The sequence below is a fragment of the Streptomyces sp. NPDC017943 genome (assembly GCF_044328425.1).
GTDB classification, from domain to species: domain Bacteria; phylum Actinomycetota; class Actinomycetes; order Streptomycetales; family Streptomycetaceae; genus Streptomyces; species Streptomyces djakartensis_A.
In genome coordinates this window covers 32332-52263 of sequence record NZ_JBIRHH010000006.1, presented here as the reverse complement: position 1 = coordinate 52263, position 19932 = coordinate 32332, and the positions used below count along the sequence as shown (strand labels likewise).

Below are 19932 nucleotides of genomic sequence, written 5' to 3'. Positions count from 1 at the left end.
CCTCGACAGGCCAACCCCGACAGAGAGAGCAGAATGCCCCGCTTCAGCATCGTCGTCCCGTCCCATGGGGTCGCGGGCCGGCTGTCCCTGGCACTCGACTCGGTCCTCGCCCAGTCCTTCGGCGACTTCGAGGTGATCCCGGTGTGCGACGCACCCGACGCGCCGGGGGCGGACGTCGCCGCCGGGTACGCCGAACGGGACCGCCGCGTGACGGTGGTGCACTCCCCCGCGCCGGACGGGCTGGCCGGGGCGCGCAACACCGGGCTGCGGGCGGCGGCCGGCGCACACGTGCTGTTCCTCGACGGCGACGACGTCCTGGCCCCGGGGGCGCTGGCGGCACTGGCCGCCCGGCTGGACGCGGTGGGCGAGGCCGACGTCCTGCACTTCGAGCACGAGCGCGTCCCGTGGTGGGAGGGCGAGCCGGCCAACCCGGCCGCGGCCGTCCTGGCCGGGACACCGGCCGGCGCCTTCTCCCCCGACCGGGCCCCACGGCTGACCGGGGTGGCGCTCCCGGCGTGGAGCGCGGCGTACCGCCGGGCCTTCCTCACCGAGGAGGGCATCACCTTCCCCGCCGGTCACTTCACCGACATCGGCTTCGGCGGCCAGGTCGCGCTGCGGGCGCGGCGGGTGGCGGTCCTGCGCTCGGTCGTGGTCCGCCACCACCTGCGCCGCCAGGGCAACCGCCTCAACCTGCCCGGCGAGCACCACGGCGAACTGCTCGCCCAGTGCGAGCTGGTGCTGACGCGGGCCACGGAACTCGGTGTGCCGGCCGAGCGGCGGGGGCCGCTGTTCGAGCAGCTCTTCGCCGCCGTGCTGAGGACCGCCGCGCATCCCGGGCGGCTGCCGGCCGGGCGGCGGGCCTTCTTCCGGCGGGCGAGCCTGCTGTACCGGCGGCACCGCCCCGCCGGGTACCGGGCGCCCGGCGGCAGCCTCGGTGTGCAGCACCGGCTGCTGGCGTCCGGCTCGTACGCCGGCTTCCGCGCCCTGCGCGCCGCCAACCGGCGCGCCGCCCGCGCCGCCGCGCTGCTGCCCCGCCCGCGCGGCCTGCGCACCCGGCTGCGCTACGCGGCGGACCTGCGGCTGCCGATCGACGAGAACCTGGTCGTGTACTGCGCCTACTGGGGCCGCGGCTACGCCTGCAACCCGGCCGCGATCCACGCCAAGGCCCGCGAACTCGCCCCGCACCTGCGCGCGGTGTTCCTGGTGGAGCCGGACGCGGCCGGCAGCATGCCGGAGGACGTCGCGTACGCGGTGATCGGCAGCCGGGAGTACTGGCGGGTGCTGGCCCGCGCCAAGTACCTGGTGAACAACGCCAACTTCGCGGACGCCGTGGTCAAGCGCCCGGGCAGCGTGCACCTGCAGACCCAGCACGGCACCCCGCTGAAGAAGATGGGCGCCGACCAGTCGACGTACCCGGTGGTCGCCGCCGCGACCGGCAGCATCGGCAGACTGCTGGCCCGGGTGGACCGCTGGGACTACAACCTCACCTCCAACCGGCACTCCACGCAGATGTGGGAGTCGGCCTTCCCCGGGGCGCACGAGACCCTCGAGTACGGCTATCCGCGCAACGACGTGTACTGCACCGCGTCCGCCCAGGACGTGGCCCGGGTGCGCAAGGAACTCGGCGTCCCGGACGGCAGGAAGGCCCTGCTGTACGCGCCCACCCACCGCGACTACGCCACCGGTTTCGCCTCGGGCCTGGACCTGGCCCGGTTCTGCGAGGCGATCGGCGACGAGTACGTGGTCCTGCTGCGCGCCCACTACTTCTACGACCGGGGGCCGGGCAGCCGCGGGGGCGGCCGGATCATCGACGTCACCGGGCACCGCTCGTCGGAGGACGTGTGCCTGGCGGCCGACGCGCTGATCACCGACTACTCGTCGATCATGTTCGACTACGCCAACCTGGACCGCCCGATCGTGGTGTACGCCGACGACTGGGACGTCTACCGGGAGACCCGGGGCGTCTACTTCGACCTGATGGAGTGCCCGCCCGGCCGTGTCGCCCGGACACCCGAGGAACTGGCCGCGGTGTTCCGCGACGGCACCTGGGCGGACGAGGGCGCCGCGGCGCTGCGGGCCGCGTTCCGGGAGCGGTTCTGCCAGTTCGACGACGGGCGCGCGGCGGAGCGCGTCGTGCGCCGGGTGCTGCTGGGCGAGCCGCCCGAGTCGATCCCGCCCGTGACCCCGCTCGCGCAGCGGGTCCCGGCCCCCGCGGCCGCCGCCCTCGTAAGGAGCTGACCGAAGAAGTGCCCCGCTTCAGCATCATCGTGCCCGTCTACAACGTGCAGGGGTTCCTGCGCGAGTGTCTCGACTCGGTGCTCGGCCAGTCCCACGGCGACTTCGAGGTGATCGCCGTGGACGACCGCTCCCCCGACGGCAGCGGCGCGATCCTCGACGAGTACGCCGCCCGCGACCCGCGGGTGCGGGTGTTGCACCTGCCCGAGAACGTCGGCCTGGGCCGCGCCCGCAACGCCGGTCTGGACGAGGCGGCGGGCGACTACGTGCTGTTCCTCGACAGCGACGACCGCTACACGCCGGGCCTGCTGGCCGCCGTCGCCGCGCGGCTGGCGGCGGCGGGCGACCCGGACATCCTGGTCTTCGACCACGTGCGCACCCACTGGTGGGGCCGGGGCGGCCGCAGCGAGGCGGCGGACCTGCTGGCCGCGGCGGGCCTGGGCACCTTCCGCATCCGGGACGAACCGGCGTACCTGAACCTGTTCCTGGTCGCCTGGAACAAGGCCTACCGGCGGGACTTCTTCCAGGGTCACGGCCTGCGGTACGCGCCCGGACTGTACGAGGACGCGCCGGTGACCTACCGGTCGATGGTGCTGGCGGAGCGGATCGCCTGCCTGGACCGGATCGGCGTGGAGTACCGGCAGCGCCGTCAGGGCGCCATCACCAGGACGCCGGGGCGCCGGCACTTCGAGATCTTCGGGCAGTACGGGGGCCTGTTCGCGTTCCTGGAGGAGCGGCCGGACCTGGACTGGGCGCGTCCGCTGCTGCTGGAGCGCGCCCTGGACCACATGCTGTTCGTGCTGGCCCGCGAGGACCGCGTACGGCCCGCCGACCGGGCCGCGTTCTACCGCGAGATCCGTGCCTTCCACCGCCGTCACCTGCCCGAGGGCGGATTCCGCCGGCCGGACGGCTGGCGCGGGCTGGAGATGCGGCTGCTGGCGTCGGCCCCCTACTCGTCCTACGCGGCGGTGCGCGGGCTGCGCGAGGTGCGGGGGGCCGCGCGCGGCAGGCAGCGCAAGGTGGCGCAGAAGGCCGCGCAGAGCGCGCTGCGCACCTGGTACGCGGCCCAGTCCCGCCGGCCCCTCGACCCGCACCTGGCGGTCTACGCGGCGAACCACCACCGCGGGATGAGCGGCGACCCGGCCGCGATCCACGCCGCGGCCCGGGAACTCGCCCCGCACATCCGGGGCGTGTGGGTAGTGCGGGAGGACGCCGTGGACGCGCTGCCACCCGGGGTCGACCACGTCACCCCGGGCTCGCGCCGCTACCACGAGGTCATGGCCCGGGCCACGTACTGGGTGAACGACGTCAACTGGCCCGGCACCCTGGCCAAACGGCCCGGCAGCGTGCACATCCACACCCACCAGGGCACCCCGCTGAAGTACATGGGCGCGGACCTGCTGTCCAAGCCGGGTGCCCGGCACGGCTTCGACGTGCCGCAGATGCTGCGCCGGGCCGACCGCTGGGACTACAGCCTGGTCGCCGGGCGGCACGCGGAGCTGGCCTGGGAGCGGGCCTACCCGTGCCACTTCACGTCACTGCGCACGGGCAGCCCGCGCAACGACGTGCTGATCGGAGCCGGGCCGGAGCGGGGTGCGGCGGTGCGCGAGCGGCTCGGCATCCCGGCGGGGAACACGGTGGTGCTGTACGCGCCGACCCGCCGGGACTACCGCAAGGGCGGCCACGTCGACCGGTTCGACCCGGCCCGGTTCGCCGAGGACCTCGGGCCGGGCCACACCCTGGTCGTCCGGCTGCACCCCTCGCTGGCCGGCGGCATCGCCCGCGGGCTGGGCCTGTCCGACCTGCACCGGCGGGGCGTGGTGGTCGACGCGACGGACGAGCCGCACGTGGAGGACGTGATGCTCGCCTCCGACGTGCTGGTCACCGACTACTCGGCCCTGATGTTCGACTACGTGCTGCTGGACCGGCCGGTGGTGGTGCACGCCGACGACTGGGGCGCGTTCGTGGCCAGCCGGGGCGCCTACTTCGACGTCACGGCCGACGCCCCCGGGCACGTCACCCGCTCCTACCCGGAACTGGCGCGGCTGTTCGCCTCCGGCACCTGGCAGGACGCGGAGGCGGCCCGGCTGCGGGCGGACTTCCGGTCCCGGTACTGCGAGTTCGAGGACGGGCGGGCCGCCGAGCGGGTCGTCCGCCTGCTGATGCTGGGCGAGCGGGGCGGGGCGCTGCTGCCCGCGGCCCGCAGGACCCCCGCGGTGGCCGTGCGGTCCGGGGCGCTGATCGAGGGATGACGACTCCGACCACCCCGGAGGCGCTTCCGTCGCTGCCCGGCCAGCGCGCCCCCTCGGCCCGGCCCGCGCCGGTGCCCGGGCCGCCGGGGCCGGTGCGGTGGTGGCACGCGGCCCTGGTGGCCGTGCCGACCGCGGCCCTGTTCGTGCTGGGCTACCGGCGCCGCTGGATCTGCGACGACGGGCTGATCTACCTGCGGCCGGTCCGGCAGATCCTGGCGGGCAACGGACCGGTGTTCAACGTGGGCGAGCGCGCGGAGAGTTCGACGGGCACCCTGTGGCAGTGGCTGCTCGCCCTCGCCACCTGGGTCACCGGAGCGGACCCGGCGTTCCTCGCGGTGGGGACCGGACTGCTGCTGAGCACCGCCGGTTTCGCGCTCGCCCTGCTCGCCACGTGCCGGCTGCACCGCGGGGCCGGGCTGCTGCTGCCCGCGGGGGTGTGCGTGCTGCTGGCGGTGCCGCCGTTCTGGTCGTACATGACCTCCGGGCTGGAGAGCGGGCTCGGTGCCTTCTGGACCGGCCTGGCGTGGTGGCTGCTGACGCGCACGCGGCGGGGGCGGGAGCCCCGGGAGACGTACGCGGCCGCGTTCGTGTTCGGGCTGGGGCCGCTGGTCCGGCCGGACCTGGCGGTGGTCACGGTGTGCTTCCTGGCCGCGCAGTGGTGGGTCCTGCGGCCCTCGCGCCGGGGCACCGCGGCCGTGCTCGCCTCGGCGAAGGCGCTGCCGCTGGCCTACGAGGTGTTCCGGGCCGGGTACTACGGGATCCTGGTGCCGCTGCCGGCCATCGCCAAGGAGGCGAGCGCCAGTGACTGGAGCCGAGGGGCCGGGTACGTGCAGGAGACGCTCGGGCCGTACTGGCTGTGGCCCGTGGTGCCGGTGCTCGGCGCGCTGGCGGTGCTGCTGGCGCGCCGCACCCGCCGGCTGCGGCGGGACCGCGTCGCGGGCCGCTCCTCGCTGGTGGTGCTGCTGGCGCCGCTCGCTGCGGGTGCGCTGCTCGCCGGGTACGTCGTGCGGGTCGGCGGCGACTACATGCACGCCCGCATGATCCTCCCGGCGCTCCTGCTGCTGCTCCTGCCGGTGCTGGTCGTCCCGGCGAACCGGGTCACCGGTGCGGCGAGCGCGCTGCTGGTGGTGTGGCTGTGCGCGGCGGTCAGCCCGCTGCGGGCGCCGTTCGACGTGCGCAGCACCCCGGGGTCGTTCAACGTGCGCAGCTCCGACGTGGAGGGGCTGGGCGACCACAACCCGGTGCGCACGGACACCTGGGTGCGCAACTGGCCCGCCCTGCCCGAGGGGCGGCGCATGCTGGCCGAGGCCGTGCGCTCGCCCCGGCCGACCCTGCTGTACTTCGACGCCGGACGGCGGCTGCACGCCACGCCGATGCGGCCGGACGCGCCGTACCACGTGGTGATGGTGGGCCGGCACCTCGGTGTCACGGGTGCGGCGGCGCCGCTGGACGCGTACGTCAACGACGCCTGGGGGCTGGCCAGTCCGGTCGGCGCGCATCTGGCGCTGGAGCGGTGGAGCTGGCCCGGGCACGAGAAGTTCCTGCGCAACCACTGGGTGTTCGCGGAGTGGGCCCTCGCCGACCCGCCGCGGCGCGACCTGCTGCGGGCCGGGGTCTCGCGGGAGACGGTCGGGGCGGCCCGGGCCGCGCTGGGCTGCGGGGAGCTGGCCGAGCTGAGGGAGTCGGTGCGGGCGCCGCTGACCGCGCAGCGGTTCTGGGACAACCTCACCGGGGCGTTCGAGCGGACCCGGTTCCGGTTCGCGCGCTGGCCGGCGGCCGCCGAGCGGGCGCTGTGCGACGGACAGCGGGCAGGTGGGCCAAGCCGCCTCACCCGATGAAGTGATCCGGGGTCAGGGCAGGCGTAGGGGCGGGAACGATCGGCGCATGCCTGTGACCCCCCAGCCCCTGCCGGCCGTCCGGTGAGCGCCCCGGTCCTCGTCCGCCGGACCGTGCGCGGCGCTAGTGCGCTGCGCGGCGGCCGGATGCGGCGGCTCACCCCGTACCAGTTCTACGGCGCGCTGTTCTGGCTGGTGATGACGCTGGCGTACTGGCGGGTGCCGCTGTGCTGCGACGCCGGGCAGCACGCGGCGGTCGTCGAGCGCCTCAAGGCCGACCTGCTGCACCCGGCCCACACCATGGCGGACCTGCCGGGCGCGGGCAGCCCGTACTACGGGCCGTACGCGGTCGCGCAGGGCGTGGTCGCCCGGCTGACGGGGCTGACCGGCTGGGAGGTCGTGAAGCTGGCCGGGCCGGTGCACCTGGTGGTGCTGCTGACCGGGCTCGGCCGGTTCGTCAGGACCCTCACCGCCCGGCGGTGGGCGCCGGTGTGGGCGCTGCTGTCCATGACGCTGCTGTGGGGCACCGCCCGGATCCTGTGGAGCGGCTACCTCGGGCTGATGCCGATGACGACCAACCTGGGGTATCCGTCCGCGCTCGCGATCGGCCTGACCTTCTGGGCCTGGGCCTGGACCGCGGCACGCGCGGGGGACGACGCCCCGGCGGTGCGGTTCGTCGGGCCGAGCGGGCTGGGCGGCTGGTGGGGATACGCCGGGATCGGCGTCCTGTACGCGCTGATCCTGCTCACCCACCCCGTCACGGCGGCGTCCGCGCTGACGGGCGGGGTGGCGCTCGTGCTGTCCCGGCAGCGGGGCCGGCGCGCGCCGGTCCTGGCCCGCTGGGCGCTCACCGGGCTGGTCTGCGCGGGGGTGGCCGTGGCCTGGCCGTACTACGACGTGCTGTCGCTGGTGGGCGACAGCGGCATGGACGCCATGCACCGGCAGCTGTACGAGAGGCTGTTCGCCAACTCCTGGCTGGCGCTGATCGGGCTGCCCGCGCTGTGGGCGCGGGCGCGCAGGTCGCGGCGTGACCCGCTGGTGGTGCTGTTCGCCCTGGAGTGCCTGCTGCTCGCCTACGGCTGGGTCGGCGGGCACTACACGTACGCCCGGGTGCTGTGGGCCGTGCTGGTGCCGCCGCAGTTCGCCCTGGCGGTGGAGCTGGCGGCGCCCCGGCCGTGGCGGCGGGCCCGGAAGGTGCTGGGCGGGGCGGCGGTGGCCGGGGCGTGCGCGGGGTTCCTGACCGTGCACGCCGGGGCGGTCGTGCCGCGCTCGGTGGACCCGGTGGGGTTCACCCAGCCGACGCGCTGGCCGTCGTACGACTGGGCGGCCCGGTACATCGGCCCCGGCGAGGTGGTGATCACCGACGGGTACTTCGCCAGTCACGCCATCGCCGGGTACGGGCCGAACCTCGCCGCCCCGATCTGGCCGGACCCGGCCCTGGACGAGCGGGAGCGGCGGCGCCGGGCGACCGATGTGCGCGCCTACCTGGCGCACGGCTCGACCCGCGCCGAGCGGTCGGCCGTCGTCCGCCGCTACCACGTGCGCTGGCTGCTGCTGACGCGCTGGCACCCGGTGCCCGAGGAGGCGGTGGTGGTGGCGTGGAGCGGACGGACGGGGGAGGTACTGGCGCGGGTCGGGGGGAGGTGAGGCGCCGGTGACTACTCGATGACGAGGTCGACGTCGATGTTGCCGCGGGTGGCGTTGGAGTAGGGGCAGACCTGGTGGGCCTGGTCGACCAGCTTGCGGCCGGTGACCTCGTCCACGCTCTCGGGGAGCTCGATGCGCAGGGTGACGGCGAGGCCGAAGCCCTCGCCCTGCTTGCCGATCGAGACCTCGGCGGTCACGGCGGCGTCGCTGACGTCGACCTTGGCCTGGCGCCCGACGAGGCCGAGGGCGCTGCCGAAGCAGGCGGCGTAACCGGCGGCGAAGAGCTGCTCGGGGTTGGTGCCCTGGCCGTTGCCGCCCATCGACTGGGGCACGCCCAGGGCGAGGTCGAGCACGCCGTCGGAGCTGACGGCCCGGCCGTCGCGGCCGTGGGTGGCGGTGGCGGCAGCGGTGTAGAGCGCGTCCATGGAAGAACCTTCCCTCTCGGTCGTCGTTCGGTGGCCCGTCCGGGCCGCCCGACACCCAGAATTAGAGCACACAATTAAGTTGTGCGCAATTGAATGGTGGGCCCGAGCTACCCTGGAAGCATGAACACGCCGGACGACGACTGGCTCCGCCTGGACCAGCAGATCTGCTTCTCCCTGCACGCGGCCTCGCGCGCCTTCAACGGCGTCTACCGCGTGATCCTCAAGGACCTCGGGCTCACCTACCCGCAGTACCTGGTGATGCTGGTCCTGTGGGAGCACGACGAGCTGCCCGTGAAGAAGCTCGGCGAACACCTGCGGCTGGACTCCGGCACACTGTCGCCGCTGCTCAAGCGGCTGGAGGCGGCCGGCCTCGTGGTCCGCGAGCGCAGCGCCCGCGACGAGCGGTCGGTGGTGGTGCGGCTGACCGCCGAGGGCGTCGCGCTGCGCGCGCGGGCGCTTCAGGTGCCGCGCCGGATCGCCACCTCGACCGGTTTCGACGCCGAGGGGATCCGCGCCCTGCGCGCGTCCCTGGACGAGCTCACCACCGCGCTCGACGCGGCCGCCCTCGCCCAGCCGCCGGCCGCCCCGCCGGCAGACGAGCGCTCGTAGCGGCGCCCGGCGGCACACCGGGCACCTCGGCGGGCCGCCGCCGGACGTGCAGGCGCAGCACCACCTCGGCCTCGGTGTGCTCCTCGCGGACGGTGAACTCCGCGGCGAGCACGGCCAGCTTGGTGCGCTCGACCGGGTCGGCCGGGGGCCGGTGCGCGGCCGGTGCGTCCCGCTCGGTCACCACCCAGACGCGGTCCACCCCGGCCAGCCGCTGCCGCAGCCGGGCGGGTGTCGCCTCCCTGCCCCACAGCGTTCCCGACCGGGGCGCCGACTCCGCCAGCGCGATGTCCCGCACCCGCCGGAAGCCCTTCGGGTAGGCCAGCGCCGCGAGCCGGCCCACCGACGGCACGAACAGCACCGGGTCGCCGGGACGCACCCGCCGGACGGCGAGCGCGGAGACCACGGCGAGGTTGTCCGGGCGGTGCGCGGCCGTGCGGTCCTGACGGTGCACGGGGAGCTGGGCGAGGAAGCCGGCGGTGAGCGCGAGGGCGCCGCAGAGCCCGACCGCGGCGCGCACCCGACGGCGGCCGAGCCGCACCCGCCGCCCGTCGAACCGCACCCGCCCCAGCGCCCCGGCCACCCGCACGGCCCCGGCCGCCACCAGCAGCGACGCCCCGGCCAGCGCGTAGAGCACGTAGCGGTCGTGGTAGAGCGGGCGCACCTGCGAGACCGTCATCAGCAGGCCGGGCGGCACCAGCAGCAGCGGTAGCGCGACCGCCGCGGTCCGCCGTTCGCGCAGGCCCAGGGCCATCAGCAGCAGCGAGGCCCAGAACACCACGCCCTCCGGCCCCGGGGCGACGTTCCGGGCGAGCCGCTCCACCCGGTCCCAGCCGGGCGCGACCAGCCACGCCACCTGGCCGGACTGCCCCTGCGACACCCACACCAGCGGCAGCAGGAGCACCGCCACCGCGCCGGCCGCCCGCCGCCAGCCGCGCCACACCCCCCGCGGCACCCGCAGCCAGGCCAGCGTCGCCGCGTGCGCGCACAGCGCCAGGACCGCCAGCTCGTGCAGCACGCACGTCGCCCCCATGACCACGCCGTACGGCCACCAGGCCCGGGCACCCGGCCCGTCCGCGGCCCGCACCAGCAGCAGGGTCGCCCCCGCCACACCGGCCGCGACCAGCGCGTAGGAGCGGCCCTCCTGGGCGTAGTGGCCGGTCATCGGGGTAAGGGCGTACACCAGCCCGGCCAGGAGGCCGAGCCGCGGTCCGGACAGGCGCACGCCGAGGGCCGCGACCAGTCCGGCCGTGACGGTCGCCGCGCACACCGACGGCAGGCGCAGGACGACCTCGTCCGGGTGGACGGCCAGGACCACGTGCATGCACAGGTAGTACAGGCCGTGCACGGCGTCCACGTCGTGCAGCAGCCGCCAGATCTGCGGCACCGTGCGCCGCGCGACCTGGAAGGTGACGCTCTCGTCGCCCCACATGCCGCCGCGGTCCAGGCCCCACGAGCCCATCGCGAGCATCACGGCCATGGGCACCGCCACGGCCGCCGCGCCCCCGCCGAACCGGCCGCTCCCCGTCGACTGTCCGCTCGTCACCCGCCGATTCTGTGGCGTTACCTCCTCTTTGCAGGCGTTCAATGGTGTGTTACCACTTTCATGTCATTCGCCCGGCTTACGATCCGCCGTGATGAACGCCCACAGGGACACCGGCAGTACTGCCGACGCACCGCTCGCCGAGATCGCCGTCGTCGTCATCGGCTACGACGACGCCGCCCATGTGACCGACGCCGTGCGCTCGGCGCTCGCCCAGGGCCGGGCCGTGCGCGAGGTGGTGGCCGTCGACGACTGCTCGACGGACGGCAGCGCCGGCCTGCTGGAGCGGCTCGCCGCCTCCGAACCCCGGCTGCGGGTCATCCGCCGCCGGGTCAACAGCGGCGGCTGCGGCACCCCCCGCAACACCGGGCTCGACGCGGTGACCTCGCCGTACGTGATGTTCCTGGACAGCGACGACGTGCTGCCGCCCGGCGCGGCGGACGCGCTGCTGGAGGCGGCCACCGGTGCGCACGCGGAGGTGGCGAGCGGCCTGTGCGTCCGCCGGGAACTGCCCTCGGGCCGCGAAGTGCCCTGGCAGCCGCGCCTGTACGCCCTGCACTCCGCCGTGCCGCACCCCGCCCGGCGGCCGCGGCTGGTGCACGACACGCTCTGCGTCAACAAGCTCTACCGCACCGCCTTCCTGCGCGAGCACGGCATCCGCTTCCCCGAGGGCCGCTTCCCGTACGAGGACGTGGTGTTCACCGCGCGCGTGCTGGCCGCGGCCCCCCGCATCGCCCTGATCCCGGACCGGGTCTACGTCTGGCACGTGCGCCGGTCCGCCGAGCGGCTGTCGATCTCCCTGGACCGGGCCGGGATCGTCAACTGGCGGGCCCGCACGGAGGCGTGCCGGCAGGCGTACGAGATCCTGCTGGGCGCGGGGCAGAAGGAGCTCGCGCGGGCGGCACGCGCCAAGTTCCTCGACCACGACCTGCGGATGTACCTGCGGGAACTGGGGCTGCGCGACGCCGCGTACCGGCGTGCGTGGTGGGACCTCACCCGGGAGCACCTGGCCGGGTACGACGCCGACGACTGGGCCCGCAACCCGGCCGCCCCGGGCGCACTGGCCGGGCGGGTCGTCCTGGCCGGCCCGGAGCCGCGCGACCTGCCCCGGCTGCGGGAGCTCGCGGCCCGGCCGGCCCGGCTGCGCCCGCCGTACGCCCGTGCCGCCGACGGCACGCCCGTGTGGTCCGCCGACCTGCCGCAGGTCTCCCTCGAACCGCTGCTGAACCGGCCGGTGCGCGCGCTGCCGCTGGCCGTCGACGCGGCGCTGCGGCCCCGGGCGCGCGGGACCGGGCTGCGGCTGCGCCTGCACGAGCTGTACGGGCGGGTGGCCGAGGCGGGGCCGCTGAGCGCGGAGGTGGAGTGGCTGCACCGGGACGCCGGGGACCTGCTCGTCCCGGGCGGCACGGCGGACCTCGTGCCCGGCCCGCAGCCCTCCGGGCCGGACCGGGACGGCGGCTGGACGGCCGAGACCGCCGTCGACCTGTCCGCCCTCGCCGCGTTCGGCGCCGGGACCTGGGACCTGCGCCTGCGCATCCGCTTCCGCGACGGCGCGACCCGGGACGTCACGGCGCACGCCCTCACGGGCGCCGGACTCCTGCGCCGCCGCGCCGTCCCCAGCGCCCGGCGCGGCGTGGTACTCGTACAGCCCTACGCCACCCACTCCGGTGCGCTGGCGCTGCGGGTGGCGCCCGGCGTCCGCGGGGTGCTCTCGGTCGTCCGCGGAAGGGTGCGCCGGCTGCTTCACTGAGAGACCACGACGACGCACCGGCACAGCACCGCCACGGGCCAACTGACGAGGGGACGGCCGCAATGACCTGGTTGATCACCGGCGGCGCCGGCTACATCGGCGCACACGTCGTACGGGCGATGACCGCGGCGGGGGAACGGGCGGTGGTCTACGACGACCTGTCCACGGGCATCGCCGAGCGCGTGCCGGACGGCGTGCCGCTGGTCGTGGGCTCCACGCTGGACGGCGAGCGCGTCGCCCGCGCCCTCGCGGACCACGAGGTGACCGGCGTGGTCCACCTCGCGGCCAAGAAGCAGGTGGGCGAGTCGGTCGCCCAGCCGCTGCGCTACTACCGGGAGAACGTCGAGGGCCTGCGCGTCCTGCTCGACGCGGTGACGGAGGCCGGGGCCGGGGCGTTCGTCTTCTCCTCCTCGGCGGCCGTGTACGGCATGCCGGACGTGGACCTGGTCACGGAGGAGACGCCGTGCGCGCCGCTGTCGCCGTACGGCGAGACGAAGCTCGCCGGGGAGTGGCTGGTGCGGGCCACGGGCCGGGCGACCGGGCTGTCGACCGCGTGCCTGCGGTACTTCAACGTGGCGGGCGCGGCGGCCCCCGGCCTCGCGGACGTCGGCGTGTCCAACCTCGTGCCCATGGTGTTCGAGAGGCTCACGCGGCACGCGCCGCCGCGCGTCTTCGGTGACGACTACCCCACCCCCGACGGCACCTGTGTGCGCGACTACATCCACGTCGTCGACCTGGCCGAGGCCCACGTCGCCGCGGCCCGCGCCCTGCGCGCGTCCCCCGGCGGTTCCCTCACGCTGAACATCGGCCGCGGCGAGGGGGTGTCGGTGCGCGAGATGATCGACGTCGTCCACGCGGTGACCGGCCACGACCTGCCGCCCGAGGTCGCGCCCCGCCGCCCGGGCGACCCCGCCCGCGTCGTCGCCTCCGCCGACCGGGCGGCCGCCGAACTGGGCTGGAAGGCCCGGCACGACGTCCGGGACATGGTCACCTCGGCGTGGCAGGGCTGGGTGCGGCTGCACCCGGAGGCCGCACGGCCCTGACCGCGACCGCCCGCCGGGCGGGCATGCCCGAGCCCTCGCCCGCCGGCCCCTCGGGCCCGGTGGGGCGGGGGTGTCCCGGGCTACAGCGCCCGCAGCGCCGCCGCCGTCGCCCGGGTCAGGGCCTCCAGGTACCCCTTCGGGGGCTTCGGGGCGCGGATCACCACCGACCGCCAGTACAGGGGGCCCGAGATCAGGTCGAGGGCCAGGTCGCGGTCGAGGCCCTCGCTCAGCTCGCCGCGGCGCTGCGCCGCCGTGACGATGCCGGTGGCGACCCCGTCCTGGCCCTCGCGCAGGGCCTTCTGCAGCGCCTCGGCGATGTCCGGGTTGCGGGCGGCCTCGGCCTGGAGGTCGGGGATGATCTGCGAGGCGACCGGGTGGCGCAGGGCCCGGGACGTCACCTCGTACAGCAGCCGCAGATCGCCCTCCAGGGAGCCGGTGTCCGGCGCGGGCAGGCCCTGCACCGCGAGCGCCGAGACGATGTCGAGCACCAGGTGCAGCTTGGAGCGCCAGCGGCGGTACACCGCCGTCTTGCCCACGCCCGCCCGGCGGGCGATCCCCTCGATGGACATCCGCGCGTAGCCGACGGCCGCGAGTTCCTCGTGCACGGCGGAGCGGATCGCCTCCGTCACGTCCTCGCGCAGGACGGCGGCCCCCGCGGGGGCCCGGCGGCGCGGCGGCTGCTGTGGCTCGTCGGGCTTCGTCGTCATGCGGACAGCATAGGGCGTCACGACGAAACGGTTGCGTTCCGACGTCGGCCGGACGTACGCTCCCGTCACGACGAAACGGTCCCGTCCCGACGTAGGACGTCGGGAAGAGACCGGTAAGAAGGTCCCCTCCCCCTCCACACGAAGGCAGCGGATGTGAGCCAGGTCCTCCACACCCCGCCCCCGGCGCCGGCCCCCGCCCCGGCCGACGACGACCTCGCCGCGCTCGCCGCGCGGCACGGCCTCGCGGTCAGCGGCGCACGCCCCTCCCTGCCCGCGTACGTCCGGCAGCTGTGGGCCCGCCGGCACTTCATCACCGCGTTCGCCACCGCCAAGCTCACCGCCCAGTACAGCCAGGCGAAGCTCGGCCAGGTCTGGCAGGTGATGACCCCGCTGCTCAACGCGGCGGTCTACTACTTCATCTTCGGCGTCCTGCTCGGCACCAAGCACGGCGTGCCGGACTACGTCCCGTTCCTGGTCACGGGCGTGTTCGTGTGGACGTTCACGCAGAGCTCGATCATGGCGGGCACCCGCGCCATCTCCGGCAACCTCGGTCTGGTGCGGGCCCTGCACTTCCCGCGCGCTGCGCTGCCGCTGTCGTTCTGCCTCCAGCAGTTGCAGCAGCTGCTGTTCTCGATGGCCGCCCTGGTGGTCATCCTGCTCTGCTTCGGCGTGCCGGTCGGCATGTCCTGGCTGCTGGCGGTGCCGGCGCTGTTCCTTCAGTTCACGTTCAACGCGGGCGTCTCCATGGTCGTGGCCCGGATGGGGGCCAAGACCCCCGACATCGCCCAGCTGATGCCGTTCGTGCTGCGCACCTGGATGTACGTCTCGGGCGTCATGTGGAGCATCGACCAGCTGGCGGACAAGGACAGCCTGCCGCGGGTGGTGACCGTCCTGCTGGAGGCCAACCCGGCCGCGGTCTACATCGACCTGATGCGCTTCGCCCTGATCGACAGCTTCCACGCGGACCGGCTGCCCGCCCACGTGTGGGCGATCGCCGCGGGCTGGGCGCTGGTCGCGGGCGTCGGTGGCTTCATCTACTTCTGGAAGGCTGAGGAGACGTACGGCCGTGGCTGAGCACCCGAGCGAGAAGATCCCCACCGTCGTCGCCGACGGCGTCGACATCGTCTACCGCGTCAACGGCACCGGCGCCGGACGCGGCAGCGCGACCGCCGCCCTCAACCGCATCGTGCGCCGCAGGCAGACCGAGAAGGCCTCGGGCGTGCGCCGCGTTCACGCCGTGCGGAACGTGTCCTTCGTCGCGTACCGGGGCGAGGCCATCGGCCTGATCGGCACCAACGGCTCGGGCAAGTCGACCCTGCTGAAGGCAATCGCCGGGCTGCTGCCGGTGGAGAACGGCCGCATCCACACCGACGGCCAGCCCTCCCTGCTCGGCGTCAACGCGGCCCTGATGAACGACCTGACGGGCGAGCGCAACGTGCACCTCGGCGGGCTGGCCATGGGCATGTCCCGCGAGCAGATCAGGGAGCGCTACCAGGAGATCGTCGACTTCTCCGGCATCAACGACAAGGGCGACTTCATCACGCTGCCGATGCGGACGTACTCCTCCGGCATGGCCGCCCGGCTGCGGTTCTCCATCGCCGCCGCCAAGGACCACGACGTGCTGCTGATCGACGAGGCGCTGGCCACCGGCGACCGGTCCTTCCAGAAGCGCTCCGAGCAGCGCATCCGCGAGCTGCGCCGGCACGCGGGCACGGTGTTCCTGGTCAGCCACAACAACAAGTCCATCCGCGACACCTGCGACCGCGTGCTGTGGCTGGAGCGCGGCGAGCTGCGCATGGACGGACCCACGGAGGACGTGCTCAAGGAGTACGAGGCGTTCACCGGGGAGAAGCCCGCCAAGCCCCGGCCCAAGGCCAAGCCCAAGCCCGGGCCCGAACCGGCAGCCGGACCCGGGGCCGGGGCCGCCGTTCCCTCGTGAGGCGCAACCCGCTCGGTCATTTTGTCGCATTGATGACACCATGACCGAGTACGGCGTGTCTGTGAGAAGGGGGTCCGGTGATGGCCGAGCTCAGCGTCGTCGTGCACGGACCGAACGTGCAGGGCCATCTGACGGAGCTGCTCGACTCGCTGGCCGCCCACCCCCTGCCCGACGCCGAGCTGATCGTGGCCGCGGTGGGCGACTGGGCCCGGGAGACGGCCGAGCGGCACGCCCCGGACATCCAGGTGGTGCCGCTGCCGGCCGGCACCGGCGACGCGGCGGCCCGGGCGGCCGGCGCGGCCCGGGCGTCGGGACGCTGGCTGCACTTCGTGCACGCCAAGGACGGCCTGCCCGCCGGCACCCCGCGCACCGTCGCCGAGCGGGTCGCCGAACTCCCCGGCGAGGTCGACGTCCTGCTCCTGGACCATCTGCGCAGCACCTGGCACACCTCCGGACTGCCCTCCCCGGACGGCCCGCTGCTGGCCCGGGCGGGCCGCGCCGACGTGGCCCTCGACGACTGCGCGCCCCTGCTGCGGCTGACCCCGCTGCTCGGCACCCGGGTGCTGCGCGCGGAGTTCTACCGGGAGCACGAGCAGCGGTTCGCCACCGACGACGAGCCGTACGCCGCCCTGGCCGCCCTGCTGCTGGCCGGCCGCGTCGCCTGCCTGCCGCACGTCGCCTACGAGGACCGCAGACTGCGTCCGGCGAGCCTCCCCCCGGTCACACCCGAACAGCGCTACGGCCTCGTCGCCCGCTACGAGTCCCTCCTCGGCCTCACCCGGGGCCGCCGCGCCGCGCACACCGTCCTGTACGACGTCATGGTCCGCGACTGCCTGCGCACCTTCGCCCGCGGCGGCATGGCGGAGGAGGTCGCCCGGGAGTTCTTCCACCGCGCGTCCCTGGCCGCCGTGCGCCACCGCCCCGAGAACCACCGCCGCCCGGGCGGCCTGGAGGGCGTGCGCCGCTCCCTGCTGGAGGAGGACGCGTACACCAGGTACCGGGCCTTCCAGACCGTCAACCGCACCCGGCGCACGGCCCGGTCCGCCGTGCGCACCCGCAAGCGCCAGGTCGGCGCCCGGCTCCGCAACCACCAGTACCGCCGGGCGCTCGGCCGCCCCGTCGATCCCGGCCTGGCGGTGTTCGCGGCCTACTGGAACCGCGGCGTGGCCTGCAACCCCGCCGCGATCGCCGCCAAGCTCGCCGAACTCGCCCCGCAGATCCACCCGGTGTGGGTGGTGACCGCCGAGAACGCGGCCCTCCTCCCGCCCGGCACCGACCACGTCGTGCCCGGCACCCGCCGCTACTGGGAGGTGCTGGCGAGCGCCGGATACCTGGTCAACAACGTCAACTTCCCCAACGCGGTGGTCAAGCGCCCGGACGCGATCCACCTCCAGACCCACCACGGCACCCCGCTGAAGCGCATGGGCCTGGATCAGATGGCGTTCCCGGCCGCCGCCCAGGGCCTGGACTTCAAGGCGCTGCTGGAGCGCATCGACAAGTGGGACTACAGCCTCTCCGCCAACAGCCACACCACCCGCATGTGGGAGCGCGCCTACCCCTCGCGCTACGTCTCCCTGGACCACGGCTATCCGCGCAACGACGTGTACTACACCGCGGGCGCCGCCGAGATCCGCGCGGTCCGTGACCGCCTGGGCATCACCCCGGGCCGCCGGGCAGTGCTCTACGCGCCCACCCACCGCGACTACGAGGCCGGCTGGACACCCCGGCTGGACCTCGCCGCCCTCGCGGACCGCCTCGGCGAGGACACGGTCCTGCTGGTGCGCGGCCACTACTTCTACGGCGGCGCCGCCTCCCCGCTGACCAACCTGCGCCGCACGGGCCGCATCATCGACGTCTCCTCCTACGACCCGGTCGAGGACCTGTGCCTGGCGGCGGACGCCCTCGTCACGGACTACTCGTCGATCATGTTCGACTACGCCAACCTCGACCGGCCGATCGTCGTGTACGCCGACGACTGGGAGACCTACCGCACCACCCGCGGCGTCTACTTCGACCTCATGGCCGAGGCGCCCGGCCCGGTGGCGCGCACCCAGCGCGAGCTGGCGGACGTCCTGGCCGGCGACGCCTGGCACGACGAGAACGCGGCGAAGACCCGGGCCGTCTTCCGCCGCCGGTTCTGCGAGTACGACGACGGACGCGCCGCCGAACGCGTCGTGCGCCGGGTCTTCCTCGGCCAGGACGAGCGGGACCTGCCCCCGGTCCTGCCCGTCGAGGAACGCACCCCGGCCCCGAGCCCGCAGGAGGCGACCGCATGAGCACCCCCGACGTCACCGTGACGGTCATCGTCTACAACGACGCCGAACGCCTCACCCGGGCCGTCGACTCGGTGCGCCGGCAGACCCACGCGAACGTCGAGATCGTCATCAGCGACGACCACTCGACCGACGGCACCCCGTTCGTGGCACGACAGCTCCAGGCCCGCGACCCCCGGGTCCGCTACCTGCGCCTGGAGCGCAACAGCGGAGGGTGCAGCGCCCCCCGCAACCGCGCCCTGGACATCGCGCGCGCCCCCTACGTGATGTTCCTGGACAGCGACGACGAACTGCCCCCCGACGCCGTCGCCCTGCTGCTCGCGGCGCACCGCGAACGCGAGATCGACTTCGCCATGGGCGCGGTGGAACGGATCCGCGTGGACAGCGGCCGCCGCTCGACCTGGATGCCCCATCTGGTCGCCGAGCGGCGCACCCTGGACGGCATCGAGTCCGACCCGCGCCTGTTCTTCGAGCACCTGTCGACCAGCAAGATGTACGCCCGGGCCTTCCTCGACCGGCACGGCCTGCGCTTCCCCGAGGGCATCCACTACGAGGACCAGCTGTTCTCGGCGCAGGCGTACTGCCTGGCCAAGAGCTTCACCGTCGTCCCGGAGCCGGTCTACCGCTGGTACGTGGCGCCCTTCGCGGCGTCGGAGGCGGCCTCGATATCCAACCAGCGGCACAAGCTCGCCAACGTCCGCGACCGCATCCACGTCCAGCACCTCATCGACGCGTTCCTGGCCGAGAGCGGGCACGAGTCGCTGCGGGAGGCCAAGGACCACAAGTTCCTCAAGCACGACTTCCGCATGTACGCCGGTGACCTGCCCTACCGGGACGACGACTGGCTCGCGTCCTTCGCCGGTCTCGTCACGACGTACCTCGACACGCTCGCCCCCGGCGCGTACGCGCGCCTTCCGCGCGCCGAGCGGGTGGTCGTCCAGCTCATCCGGGACGGACGGCTGGCCGACGCCCGGCTGGCGTCCCGGGGCCTGGGCCACGGTGTCGCCCCCCGGCACATCGCGACGGACGCCGAGGGCCGCACCTACTGGGGCGAGGAGGTGCCGGCGACGGAGTGGGCACGCCGCGAACTGGACCTCGGCGACCTGGAGCTGGAGACCCGGCCGTTCACCGGCGCCCAGTTCCGCCACGAGATCACGGAGATCACCCGGGGCCCGGGCGCCTCGATCGACCTGGCGGTCCGCACCTACGACCCGGCGCTGCGCCTGCCGGTCGGGCCGCAGCGCGCGACCCTGCTCATCGCCCCGGGCGGCCGACGCCTCAGCGTCCCCTTCCGGCTGTCCCCCGTCAGGCCCGGCGTCTTCGAGGGGCACGTCCACCTCGACCTGGCGGCGGCCGTCCTGCCCCTCCAGGGCTTCGCGGGTGTGCGCCATCCCCTGCTCCGCCTGCACCACCAGGGCCTGGCCAACACCGGCCTGCTCCTCGCCCCGCTCGACTTCCCGACGCTGACGACCCGCGTGCCCTCCCACGTGCTGACCGTCGAGCCGGAGGGCCACGGCCCGGGCCGCCTGCAGGTGCGCTGGGAGCCGACGGGTGTCACGGCGAGGCTGATCGGGCCGGCCGTGCGCAAGGTGGCCCGGCCGCGGGTGAAGCGGGCGGCGCGCCTGATCGCGAGCGCGCTGAAGTAGCCGCACGCCCCGCGCGCTCCGGGGCCGTGCC

General features: G+C 74.8%; 14 protein-coding genes. 11 read left to right on the top strand and 3 right to left on the bottom strand.

The annotated features are described in order from the left end of the window. Positions 1 to 33 precede the first annotated feature (33 nt). The 4 genes from ACH4C6_RS20250 to ACH4C6_RS20235 all read left to right on the top strand — a co-directional run bounded on the left by ACH4C6_RS20250 (position 34) and on the right by ACH4C6_RS20235 (position 7969). Entirely contained in the window at positions 34 to 2238 is a 2205-nt protein-coding gene (locus ACH4C6_RS20250; protein WP_398109977.1) for a CDP-glycerol glycerophosphotransferase family protein, read from the top strand. 8 nt (positions 2239 to 2246) lie between these two features. Continuing rightward, positions 2247 to 4487, top strand: a complete 2241-nt coding sequence (locus ACH4C6_RS20245) for a CDP-glycerol glycerophosphotransferase family protein (RefSeq protein WP_398109976.1) — start codon at positions 2247 to 2249, stop codon at positions 4485 to 4487. Further along, entirely contained in the window at positions 4484 to 6325 is a 1842-nt protein-coding gene (locus ACH4C6_RS20240; RefSeq protein ID WP_398109975.1) for a hypothetical protein, read from the top strand. Before ACH4C6_RS20245 ends, ACH4C6_RS20240 begins: the two co-directional genes overlap by 4 nt. An 81-nt stretch (positions 6326 to 6406) precedes the next feature. Beyond that, positions 6407 to 7969, top strand: coding sequence for a hypothetical protein (locus ACH4C6_RS20235; RefSeq protein WP_398109974.1), 1563 nt, complete (start codon positions 6407 to 6409; stop codon positions 7967 to 7969). Between the two features lie 11 nt (positions 7970 to 7980). On the opposite strand, the gene ACH4C6_RS20230 is transcribed toward ACH4C6_RS20235, so the two are convergent. Continuing rightward, the gene (locus ACH4C6_RS20230) at positions 7981 to 8394 is read right to left on the bottom strand and encodes an organic hydroperoxide resistance protein (protein ID WP_398109973.1); all 414 of its coding nucleotides are present in this window, start codon (positions 8392 to 8394) and stop codon (positions 7981 to 7983) included. Between the two features lie 93 nt (positions 8395 to 8487). Between ACH4C6_RS20230 and ACH4C6_RS20225 the strand changes: the two genes are divergently transcribed. Beyond that, complete coding sequence (locus ACH4C6_RS20225; RefSeq protein ID WP_398109972.1) at positions 8488 to 9003, top strand: MarR family winged helix-turn-helix transcriptional regulator; 516 nt, start codon at positions 8488 to 8490, stop codon at positions 9001 to 9003. On the opposite strand, the gene ACH4C6_RS20220 is transcribed toward ACH4C6_RS20225, so the two are convergent. Continuing rightward, positions 8933 to 10480: a hypothetical protein gene (locus ACH4C6_RS20220; RefSeq protein ID WP_398110425.1), complete on the bottom strand. Its 1548-nt coding sequence runs from the start codon at positions 10478 to 10480 to the stop codon at positions 8933 to 8935. The two genes, ACH4C6_RS20225 and ACH4C6_RS20220, sit on opposite strands and share 71 nt — an antisense overlap. 157 nt (positions 10481 to 10637) lie before the next feature. Between ACH4C6_RS20220 and ACH4C6_RS20215 the strand changes: the two genes are divergently transcribed. Together ACH4C6_RS20215 and galE are read left to right on the top strand one after the other, a co-directional pair. After that, positions 10638 to 12293 (top strand): glycosyltransferase, encoded by a 1656-nt coding sequence (locus tag ACH4C6_RS20215; protein ID WP_398109971.1) that lies wholly within the window; start codon positions 10638 to 10640, stop codon positions 12291 to 12293. 62 nt (positions 12294 to 12355) lie between these two features. After that, complete coding sequence (galE, locus tag ACH4C6_RS20210) at positions 12356 to 13336, top strand: UDP-glucose 4-epimerase GalE (RefSeq protein ID WP_398109970.1); 981 nt, start codon at positions 12356 to 12358, stop codon at positions 13334 to 13336. A gap of 80 nt (positions 13337 to 13416) precedes the next feature. Here galE and ACH4C6_RS20205 read toward each other — a convergent pair whose 3' ends face one another. After that, positions 13417 to 14043, bottom strand: a complete 627-nt coding sequence (locus ACH4C6_RS20205) for a TetR/AcrR family transcriptional regulator (protein WP_369196391.1) — start codon at positions 14041 to 14043, stop codon at positions 13417 to 13419. Positions 14044 to 14196: 153 nt separating this feature from the next. Here ACH4C6_RS20205 and ACH4C6_RS20200 point away from each other — a divergent pair, with 153 nt between their 5' ends. The 4 genes from ACH4C6_RS20200 (at position 14197) to ACH4C6_RS20185 (ending at position 19901) form a co-directional block, all read left to right on the top strand. Then, positions 14197 to 15117 carry an ABC transporter permease gene (locus ACH4C6_RS20200; protein ID WP_398109969.1) on the top strand — a complete coding sequence of 307 codons (921 nt, stop codon included), beginning with the start codon at positions 14197 to 14199 and terminating at the stop codon, positions 15115 to 15117. Then, entirely contained in the window at positions 15110 to 15982 is an 873-nt protein-coding gene (locus tag ACH4C6_RS20195) for an ABC transporter ATP-binding protein (protein ID WP_398109968.1), read from the top strand. Before ACH4C6_RS20200 ends, ACH4C6_RS20195 begins: the two co-directional genes overlap by 8 nt. Positions 15983 to 16062: 80 nt before the next feature. After that, a complete protein-coding gene (locus ACH4C6_RS20190; RefSeq protein WP_398109967.1) occupies positions 16063 to 18258 on the top strand; it encodes a CDP-glycerol glycerophosphotransferase family protein in 2196 nt (731 codons plus the stop codon). After that, positions 18255 to 19901 carry a glycosyltransferase family 2 protein gene (locus ACH4C6_RS20185; RefSeq protein ID WP_398109966.1) on the top strand — a complete coding sequence of 549 codons (1647 nt, stop codon included), beginning with the start codon at positions 18255 to 18257 and terminating at the stop codon, positions 19899 to 19901. Before ACH4C6_RS20190 ends, ACH4C6_RS20185 begins: the two co-directional genes overlap by 4 nt. Positions 19902 to 19932: the final 31 nt, after the last annotated feature.